This is a genomic window from Streptomyces sp. NPDC101165 (assembly GCF_044768135.1).
Taxonomy (GTDB): domain Bacteria; phylum Actinomycetota; class Actinomycetes; order Streptomycetales; family Streptomycetaceae; genus Streptomyces.
Window position 1 is genome coordinate 248967 of record NZ_JBIWPG010000014.1, and the last position, 10839, is coordinate 259805.

General features: G+C 71.2%; 2 protein-coding genes. Both read right to left on the reverse strand.

From position 1 onward, the window contains the following. Nucleotides 1-7: 7 nt before the first annotated feature. A complete protein-coding gene (locus ACIRVH_RS29445) occupies nt 8-3850 on the reverse strand; it encodes an amino acid adenylation domain-containing protein (RefSeq protein ID WP_403959150.1) in 3843 nt (1280 codons plus the stop codon). 8 nt (nt 3851-3858) lie between these two features. Then, nucleotides 3859-10839, reverse strand: coding sequence for an amino acid adenylation domain-containing protein (locus tag ACIRVH_RS29450; RefSeq protein ID WP_403959152.1), 6981 nt, complete (start codon nt 10837-10839; stop codon nt 3859-3861).

Genomic DNA, 10839 nt, shown 5'->3' on the forward strand with positions numbered 1-10839 from the left:
ATCGCGGCTATTTCCCTTCACCGAGTTCGCTGTTGATGACGGCGCAGACCTCGGCCACGGGTTCGGGCATGTTCATCTCGAGGTGGGTGCTCTGCACGTCGTGTTCCGTCACACCGCCCAGAACGTGCTTCTCCCACAGGGGCGCGAAGGACTCCTTCCGTTCGTCGAGGGCGGCCTGGAAGTACAGCGCCCGGCCGGTGAAGACGGGCGACGCGAATCCCTTCATGACCGCCATGTTGTTGGCGAGCACCTTGGTGGCCGCCGTCAGCAGCCGCTCGTGCTCGGCAGGATCCGCGAAACGGCTGATGTACTCCTCCAGGGCGGCACGGGCGTCCATGTGCGCCACGTCGTCCTGCGCCGCGAAGACGCTGCCCGTCGGAGAGTCGAGGAGGGCGAGCAGCGCCACCTCGTGGCCGCGCCGCTCGAGTTCGGCCGCGAGGGTGTGGGCGATGGTGCCGCCGTAGGACCAGCCGAGCAGGTGGAAGGGGCCGTCGGGCTGGAGCGTCAGCATCTGCTCGATGTAGTCGGCGACCATCTCGTCGACGGACGAGGGAAGTTCGGAGGTGCCGTCGTAGCCGCGTGCCTGGATGCCGTAGACGGGCCGGTCCTTGAAGTGGGGCGTGAAGCCGAGGTAGGACCAGCTGAGGCCGCCGCCCGGATGGATGCACCACAGCGGGGGCCGGGCGCCCTCGGTCCGGAACTTCAGCACCACCGCGAAGGGGTCGTCGAGCTCGTCGGGGATGCTGTTGGGAATCAGCCGCGCCGCGAGCTGGGCGACCGTGGGGGCGCGGAACACCGACCGGATGGCGAGGTCGATGCCGAACTCCTGCCGGATGCGCCCGATGAGGCCGGCGGCCAGCAGCGAGTGGCCGCCCAGGGCGAAGAAGTCGTCGTCGATGCCGACGCCGGGCAGGCCCAGCACCTCCGCGAACATCTCGCAGAGGACCTCCTCGCGCCGGTTGCGCGGCCGGTTGCCGGTGGCCGTCTCGGTGTACCGGGGCAGCGGCAGGGACCGGCGGTCCAGCTTTCCGCTGGAGGTCAGGGGGATCTCCGCGAGGGGGATCACCGCGGACGGCACCATGTACTCCGGCAGCCGCGCGGCGACGTGCTCACGGAGCCGGGTCGCCAGGGAGTCGGTGTCCGCCCCGTCCCGCTCGTCACCGCTGTCCTCGGCGTCCCGGCCGTCCGTCACCACGTACGCCACCAGGCGCTGGTCTCCGGGCCGGTCCTCGCGGGCCACCACGACCGCCTGGTCCACCGCCGGGTGCGAGGCCAGCACCGACTCGATCTCTCCCAGCTCGATCCGGAAGCCGCGCACCTTCACCTGGAAGTCGACACGGCCCACGTAGTCGAGCACACCGTCACGCCGCCAGCGCACCAGGTCGCCCGTGCGGTACATCCGCGTACCCGCACCGAACGGATCGGCCACGAACCGCTCCGCGGACAGCCCCGGCCGGTTCAGATACCCACGCGCCAGGCCCGCGCCCGCCAGGTACAGCTCGCCCACCACACCGGGGGCGACCGGACGCAGCGCACCGTCCAGCACGTACACCTGGGTGTTCCAGATCGGCGCGCCGATCGGCACGCTGGTGGCGCCCTCCTCGGGGCGGTGCTGCCACGCGGTCACCTCGACGGCCGCCTCGGTGGGCCCGTAGAGGTTGTGCAGTTCGGTGTACGGCAGCACGGAGGCGAAGCGGCCTGCGAGGTCCACGGGCAGCGCCTCCCCGGCGGCCTCCACCCGGCGCAGCCCGGTGCAGCCGCTCGCGGCGGGCTCGGCGACGAACGCGGCCAGCAAGGACGGCACCATGTTGATCTCGGAGACGTCCTGCTCCTGGATCAGCCGCGCGAGGTAGGCAGGATCACGGTGCCCGTCGGGGCGGGGGATCACGATGGCCGAGCCGACCTGCAGCGGCCAGAACAGCTCCGGGACCGAGACGTCGAAGCCCACGGACGTGTTCAGCATCATCCGGTCGCCGTCGAGGAGTCCGTACCGGTCGTGGCCCCAGGCGATGCGGTTCATGATCGAGCGGTGCGAGACGACGACTCCCTTGGGGCCGCCCGTCGATCCGGAGGTGTAGATGACGTAGGCGGCATGGGCCGGCGTCACCGCCACGTCCGGGTTCGTGGCCGGACTGCCGGAGGTGTCGGGCAGTTCGGTGAGCGTCAGCAGCGGTGCGGCGTCCGCGAGGAGGTGGGCGACCCGGTCTTCGGGCACGTCGGTCTCGATCGGCAGGTATGCGGCCCCGGACTTGACGACGCCGTAGATGGCGGTGAGCAGGTCGAAGGAGCGAGGCAGCCGGACGGCGACGATCCGCTCGGGGCCCGCGCCCCGCTCGATCAGCCAGTGCGCGAGCCGGTTGGCGCGCTCGTTCAGCTCCCGGTAACTCAGCGTCTCCCCCTCGAAGACGAGGGCGGGCCGGTCGGGGGTGCGCTCGACCTGCTCCTCGAAGGCCGCGCCGAGGGTCCGCGCCGGAACCTCGTGGGCGGTGGCGTTCCACTCGGTGACCACCCGCTCTCGCTCCCCCGGCTCCAGGACGTCCACCGCGCCCACGCGGATCCGCGGGTCCTGGACGACCTGCCGCAGCAGCCGCTGGAACCGGCCCACGAGCCGCTCCACCGTCTCCCGGTCGAACAGGTCGGTGGCGTACTCGAGGCTGCCCCAGGCTCCCCGCTGCCCCGGATTGCCCGCCATGTTGAAGAACAGGTCGAACTTGGCGGACTTGGTCAGGGCCGGCTCCACGGCCACCTCGAGACCGGGCATGCCGAAATCGGCCTCGGTGACGTTGTGCCAGGCGAACATCACCTGGAACAGCGGCTGGTACGCGGTGGAGCGGTCGGGGTTGAGCAGCTCCACCAGCCGCTCGAACGGCACGTCCTGGTTGTCGTACGCGCTCAGCGCCTTCCCGCGCACCTGCTCGACGAGTTCGGTGAAGGCCGGATTTCCCGACAGGTCCGTGCGCAGTACCCAGGTGTTGACGAAGAACCCGACGAGATCGGCCAGGGCTTCCTCGGTGCGGCCCGCGATCGGCGCCCCGATGGTCACGTCGTCGCCGCCGCCGACCTGATGGAACAGCACGGCGATCGCGGCCTGCAGCACCATCGACACCGTCGCCCCGTGAGCGGTGGCGATCTTCTCCAGGCCGGCCGTCAGATCGGCGTCCAGGTCGAACTCCACGACGTCGCCACGATGGCTGGCCATGGGGGGCCGCTGCCGGTCGAGCGGAAGCCGCAAGGGCTGCGGGACGCCCACGAGTTCCTTCTGCCAGTACCTGACCTGACCGGCCAACAGGCTGTCCGGATCGGACTCGTCGCCGAGGAGCTCCCGCTGCCACAGCGTGTAGTCGCTGTACTGGATCTCCAGCGGGGTCCACTGCGGTGCCCTGCCCTCCCGGCGCGCGGTGTAGGCGGCCACCAGGTCCCGCGCCATCGGCGCGGTGGACTCGCCGTCGCAGGCGAAGTGATGGGCGACCAGCACGAACACATGCTCCTCGGGAGCGATCCGCAGGATCCGCGCCTGCACGGGTACCTCGTCGGCCAGCCGGAACGGGTAGGTGACCGCCGCGGTGATCGCGGCGCCCTGCTCCTCGGCGGTCACCTCGATGAGCGGGACGTCGAGCGTGACCTGCTCCATCGGGATGATCCGCTGGTAGGGCACGCCGTCCTCGTTCTCGGCGACCATCGTGTGCAGCGGCTGATGCCTGCCCACCAGGTCCCTGACCGCTGCCCTCAGGGCCACCACGTCCAGGACGCCCTTCATGCGCAGGACGGCCAGCATGTTGTACGTGGCGGACGGGCCTTCGAGCTGGTGGATGAACCACAGCCGGCGCTGGGCGAACGACAACGGGATCATTTGGCCTCTCACTCCTCGGTCATCTTGCGCAGAAGGGGCCGACGGGACGCGGCCATCGTCTGGGCGAGGCCGGAGAGGTCGGCAACGGTCGGGGACTCGAACAGCACACGGATGGGGATGTCGACGCCGAGTTCGGTACGGATGCGGCTGATCAGCCGGGTGGCGAGCAGCGAGTGACCGCCCAGGGCGAAGAAGTCGTCGTCGATGCCGATCTCGGGCAGCCCGAGCACCTCGGCGAACAGGGCGCACAGCATCTCTTCGCGCGGGTCGCGCGGCCTGCGTCCGGAGGACGCGGCCCCGGCGCGGTCGGGCGCCGGCAGCGCCCGCCGGTCGAGCTTTCCGTTGGGCGTCCTGGGCAGTTCGGCGACAGCCAGTACGTCGGACGGCACCATGTAGTCCGGAAGCCGCTCTCGCACGTAGCCGCGCAGCCGCATCGCCAGCGCGCCCACGTCCCGCGTTCCGGACGGATCGTTCGCCAGGGGACGGCCGGTTCGGCCGGAGGGGGTGAACCCTCCGCGGACCGTCCGCCCGGCCACCGGGCCGTCGGGCAGCACGATCGCGTCGAAGCACTCCACGGCGTCGGCGGAGCAGGTCGCGATCAGGCCCCAGCCCTGCCGGTCCGCCCACTCCTGGAGGTCCTGCGGGTCCAGGGAGGGACCCGCGGTTCCGGAGGCGGCGACGAGCGACAGGTCGACCGCCGTCGCGAAGTCGCCGCGCAGCCGAGCGTTGGGGATCCCTGCCACCCGCAGCGGTCCGCCGCCACCGGCCCGGCACTCCTCGGCCAGCCCCTCCAGGTCGTCGACGTCCTGACCCCAGGAGAGGGTGGGGGCCGCGTGCAGGTCGAGGGTGTCGGCCGGCGCCTTGTGCAGCACCACCTCGTAGCGGTACCGGGTGAGTTCGTTGTGGACCCGGCCGTTCTTGAGCCGGACGTCCACCGCCTCCACCGCGTTGGCCTCGGCCCACACGGTGAACCACTCGGGGTCGACGACGAGTTCCTTCTCCCGCAGCACCGCCTGCTCGACGGCGCCGCGCACTTCGGCCGGGGGCGCCTCCGGGCGGGCCGCCGACTGCACCGCGGCCTGGAGAACCTTCAGCGACCCGGCGTGGCGCACGTCGCCGACGACGATCCGGCCGCCCGGGGCGAGCAGGTCCAGTGCGGTCCGCAGCACCTGGTCGAGGTACTCGGTGCCGGGGAAGTACTGCGCCACGGAGTTGAGGACGACCGTGTCGAAGTAGCCGAGGGGCAGGCCCGTGGCATCGTCGGCGGGCTGGCAGCGCAGCCGCACCTGCCGTCCGTACCCGGCCTCCTCCGCCTGGTGACGCAGCCGCTCGACGGCGGAGGCGGACAGGTCGGTGCCCCAGTACTCGTCGACCTCACCGACCGCCTTCGCCGCCAGCAGGCCTGCTCCGACGCCCAGTTCGAGGACCCGGCGCGGGGCGCCGCGCAGGATCTGCGCGACGGCGGCGTCCCGCCACGCGTGCATCTCCGGCAGCGGGATCGGCTCGCCGGTGTAGACCGACGTCCACAGGGCGAAGTCCTCGCCCCAGGCCGTTTCCCGGGATTCCTCGTATGCCAGTTCGTAGACCTCGCGCCACTCCTCGACCTGTGCCTGCGCGCCGGCGTCGGAGCTCTCGGTGTCCGGCACGACGTACGCCACCAGGCGCTGGTCTCCGGGCCGGTCCTCGCGGGCCACCACGACCGCCTGCCCGACCGCCGGGTGCGAGGCCAGCACCGACTCGATCTCGCCCAGCTCGATCCGGAAGCCGCGCACCTTCACCTGGAAATCGGCACGGCCCACGTAGTCGAGCTGTCCGTCGGCCCGCAGGCGTACCAGGTCGCCCGTACGGTACATGCGCCGTCCCGCGCCGAAGGGGTCGGCCACGAACCGCTCCGCAGTCAGCCCCGGCCGGTTCAGATACCCGCGTGCCAGACCGTCACCGGCGAGGTACAGCTCGCCCACCACACCGGGGGCGACCGGGCGCAACGCGCCGTCCAGTACGTACGCCCGGGTGTTGGCCAGGGGCCGGCCGATCGGCGGCGTGCCGGAGCGGGGCAGCACCCGGGAGGTGGTGGACCAGATGGTGGTCTCGGTCGGCCCGTAGACGTTGACGACCTCCCGTGCCTCCTCGCACAGCGTCTCGGCGAGAGCGGCGGGCAGCGCCTCCCCGCCCACCAGGACACGCAGTCCGCGCGGTCCCTCCGGCCGGTGCGTCACGAGCATCTGCCACAGCGTCGGGGTCGCCTGGACGGCCGTGATGCCCCGGCTCTCGATCAGCTCCAGGACCGCGGCGGGATCGGTGCCGATCTCCTTGGGGGCGATCACCACGCGGGCGCCGGACAGCAGGGGCAGGAACACCTCCAACGCCGCGATGTCGAAGGCGATCGTGGTCACAGCCAGCAGGCGGTCCTCGGACCGCAGCGGGAACTGCTCGCCCATCGAGGCCAGCAGGTTGCCGAGCGCTCCGTGGGAGATCACCACGCCCTTCGGCCGCCCGGTGGAACCGGAGGTGTAGATCGCGTAGGCGGCGTTGGCCATCGTCACGCGCGCGGTGTCCGGTTTGGTGTCCGGGCAGCCGCTCAGGTCGGCGGTCAGGATGTCCGGGGCGAGGGTGACCACAGGCCGCGCATCACCGAGTACGTACTCGACGCGGGTCGCCGGGTGGTCCGGGTCGATCGGCACATACGTGCCTCCGGCCTTCAGCACGGCCAACAGCGCGACGACGAGGTCCGCCGACCGCGGCAACGTCACGGCCACCACGGACTCGATCCCCACCCCCTGACGGATCAGGTGGTGCGCGAGCCGGTTCGCCCGGGCGTCCACCTCGCCGTAGGAGAGGGAGTCGTCACCGGCGACGACCGCGACCGCGTCCGGAGTGGCGAGGGCCTGCCGTTCGAAGAGTTCGACGACCGTCCGGTCCGGGGTGGGCGCGGCCGTGGCACTGAGCTCGACCAGGAGCCGCTCGCGCTCGTCGGCGGTCAGTACGTCGACGGCGCTCAGCCGCCGTCCGGGGTCGGCGACGACCTGGCGCAGGACGCGGGTGAACCGCGCGGCGACGTCGGCCGCCGTCCCGGGCTCGACCACACCCTGCTGGTACTGCAGCGACAGCCGCAGATGGGGTTCGGCGGAGGCGGTCAGCGTGATGGGGTAGTGGGAACCCGCGAACGGCCGCAGGCCGGTGACCTCGATGTCGGCCGCCGTCGTGGCCCGGGAGATGCCGGACCGGTCCACCGGATACGACTCGAACAGCACCAGGGTGTCGAACAGGGTGCTCATCCCGCTGTCCCGCTGGATGTCCGCGAGGGCGTAGTGGTGGTGGTCGAGGAGGGCGGCCTGCCGGCTCTGGAGGGTGGTGAGGAGGTCGGCGAGGGTCTGCGCGGGAGTGCAGTCGACGCGGACGGGGAGGGTGTTGATGAACATGCCCACCATCTCGTCGACCCCGGGGAGGTCGGCGGGGCGTCCGGAGACGGTGGCGCCGAAGACGACGTCGTTCTGGCCGGTGAGGGCGGAGAGAAGGATGGCCCAGGTGCCCTGGACGAGGGTGTTGAGGGTGACGCCGAGTGCCGCGGCACACCGCGACAGGGCACGGGCGTCCTCGATGGGCACCTCCACGTTGCCGAGACCGGACGCGACCACCGGCTCGGTGCGCGGCACGAGGAGCGTCGGCCCCTCTACGCCCGTCAGCTCCTCGGCCCAGGCAGGGGCGGCCGCTTCCCGGTCGCGGTGGGCGAGCCAGTCGAGGTAGTCGCGATAACTGCGGATCCTCGGGAGCCCGTCGGTGTCACCGTCGGAGCCGTAGAGGTGCATCAGGTCGTGCACGATGTGCGGCAGCGACCAGCCGTCGAACAGCACATGGTGTCCTGTGAGGACTAGCTCGGACCGCTCGTCGTCCGTCAGGACCAGCGCCAGGCGGAACAGGGGCGGCCTCTCCGGGTCGAAGTGGACGCTCCGGTCCTCGGCGACGAACTGCTCGAAGACCGCGTCCCGTTCCTCACCGTCCAGGTGCCGCAGATCGAGGAACCGCCACGGCAACTCGACTGTGCCGGGTATGAGTTGGACGAGGTCTCCGGTGGCGTCGGCCACGAAGGCGGCGCGCAGGTTGGGGTGGCGGTCCAGGAGGGCCTGTCCGGCGGTGCGGAGTCGCTGTGGGTCCACCTGTCCGGCCAGGTGGAAGACCATCTGCACGTGGTACACGTCGAACTCGGTGTCGGCGAGCTTCGCGTGGAAGAGGAGGCCGGACTGGATCGTAGTGAGGGGCCAGACGTCGGTCAGGCCGGGGTAGTTGCTCTCCCAGGTGTCGATGTCCCTCTGGGTGGTGGTGAGGAGGGGGAGGTCGGTGGGGGTCAGGCCGCCGGCGCCGGGGGTGGTGGCGTGGCGGGTGAGGGCCTTCAGGGCGGACTGCCAGTGCTGGGCGAGTTCGTCTATGTCGGTCTGGTCCCAGATGCCGGTGGGGTAGGAGAGCAGGGCGGTCAGCTGGGGGCCGTGGCCGGTGTCGGTGACCAGGGCGTTGATCTCCAGCGCGGACATCGCGGGCATGTCCGGGTCGGGTGTGGGGATGAGTTCGCCGGCGCCCAGGACGGGGGTGAAGCCTTCACCGCGCAGGTGCTGGGGCATGTCGGCGGTGGAGAGGTGACCGAGGTAGTTGAACCCGATCTGCGGATCCGACAGTCCGGCCAGCTCTTCGGCGGTGTCGGAGTTGAGGTGGCGTAGCAGGCCGTAGCCGACGCCCTTGTGCGGGATGGCCCGCAGTTGTTCCTTGACCTGCTTGACGGCCCGGCCGGCGGCTGCACCGGCGGTGAATGCTTCGTCGAGGTCGCAGCCGGTCACGTCCAGACGGACGGGGAACATGCTGGTGAACCAGCCCATCGTGCGGGACAGGTCCGCACCCGGCACCAGGTCCTGCTCTCTGCCGTGTCCCTCCAGCCGCACCAGCACCGAGGACTCAGCCATGCCGCGTTCGGCGCGCCATCTGGCCACCGCCAGGGCGAGTGCGGTCAGCAGGCCGTCGTCGACCCCGGCATGGAAGGCGGCCGGCACGGTGCTCAGCAGGGCCCGGGTCACCTCCACCGGGACCGTGATGCGTACCGATTCCACCGTGGCCATGACATCCACTGCCGGGTCCGGGCGACGCCTGCCCAGGACCGGGTCGGGGCCGTCGAGGATCTCCCGCCACACCGGTAGCTGTTCCGCCTGGCTGGTGGCCTGGTCTGTGAGCGCGTGGGTCCAGCGGCGCATGGAGGTGCCCACCGGATCCAGGACGACCGGCCGGCCGGCGCGGGTCTGTTGCCAGGCCGCGGCCAGGTCCGGGACCAGGATCCGCCAGGACACCCCGTCCACCACCAAATGGTGCAGCACCACCAGCAGCCGCCCCGCAAGGGTGTCGTCGGTGGGGGTGAACCATGCGAACTGCGCCATCACCCCGCCCCGCGGATCCAGCCGGCCCGCCGCCGCATCCAGCTCCACACCCGCCCGCTCCTGCCAAGCCGCATCCCACGAGCCGTCACATTCGACCCGGTGAATCAGACCAGTGAGCGGGACCATTCCCGCGGGCTGCACGTCCAGGGAGCCCTCCTGCGGCAACAGCCTGGAACGCAGGACATCGTGATGGTCGATCACTGCGGCCAGCGTCGCGGTCAGACCCGACTCATCGATACCCTCCGGCAGCTGCAGCAGCGCGGCCATCGCGAACCGGTCGTACGCATCGCCCTGTTCCAGCAGGAACCGCCCCGCCGGAGGCAACGGCATCCACCCGACACCAGCGCCCTCCAGCTCCTCCAGCCGGACAACGTCACCGGCCGTCGAGGCCACCCGGGCCAGTTCGGCCACCGTCCGGGCCTCGAAGATCTGCCGCGGAGTGACCTCGATCCCCTGCCGGCGCGCCCGCGCCACCACCTGGATCGACCGGATCGAATCCCCGCCCACAGCGAAGAAGTCGTCATCGACACCGACCCGGTCCAGACCCAGCACCTCCGCCACGACCAAGGCCAGAACCCGCTCGGCCGGGTTCGACGGAGCGCGGTAGACGGTCTCGGTGAACTCCGGCTCGGGCAGGGCGGCCCGGTCCAGCTTGCCGTTGGCCATCAACGGCAGGCGCTCCAGCATCACGAACGCCGACGGCACCATGAACTCCGGCAACCGCCCCGACACAAACGCTCGCAGCTCCGCCACCGACACACCGGCGTGCGCCTCGAATTCCAGCTCGCCGCTGTCGTTGACTCCGCCGACGGAGTCCGTCGTCACGACGTAGGCGACGAGCCGAGTTCCCCCGCCGCGACCCGCCCGGGCGACCACCACCGCCTGCGCGACAGCCGGCTGGGAAGCCAGCACCGCCTCCACCTCGGCCGGCTCAACCCGCTGACCGCGCACCTTGACCTGGACATCCGCGCGGCCCGCGTACTCCAGCACGCCGTCCGCCGTCCACCGAACCAGATCCCCGGTGCGGTACATCCGCTGCCCCGCAGGACCGAACGGATCCGCCACGAACCGTTCCGCCGTCAGCCCGGACCGGCCGTGATAGCCACGCCCCACCGCACCCGCCACATACAACTCGCCCACCACACCCGGCGGTACCGGTGTCAGACCCGGCCCCAGCACGTAGGTGCGCATGTTGTCGATCGGCACACCGATCGGGACGCCGCCGGTGCCCCGCCACTCCTCCGGGACAGGGAAGGCGGTGGCGTAGAAGCTCTCCGTCTGCCCGTACGCATTGACCACCCGCGTCGCGGGCAGCACCGAGCGCACCCGCTCCACCAACGCCGCCGGCAGACCCTCACCGGCGAAGACGAGTGTGCCGATCCCGGTCCCGTCGGCGAGATCATCAAGCAGTTCGGCGAAGACGGACGGCACCGTATGAACGACGTCGGCTTCCACGCCCTCCCGCTCACCGAGCACGAGGACGTCCCGGACCACCTCCACGGTGGCCCCCTGGCTGAGGGCAGTGAAGATCTCGAAGACGGAGACGTCGAAGTTGACCGAGCTGGTCGCCAGCAC

Bases quoted from the DNA above. Each gene is read 5' to 3' on its own strand.
- ACIRVH_RS29445 (WP_403959150.1), bottom strand. From the start codon at position 3,850: ATGATCCCGTTGTCGTTCGCCCAGCGCCGGCTGTGGTTCATCCACCAG.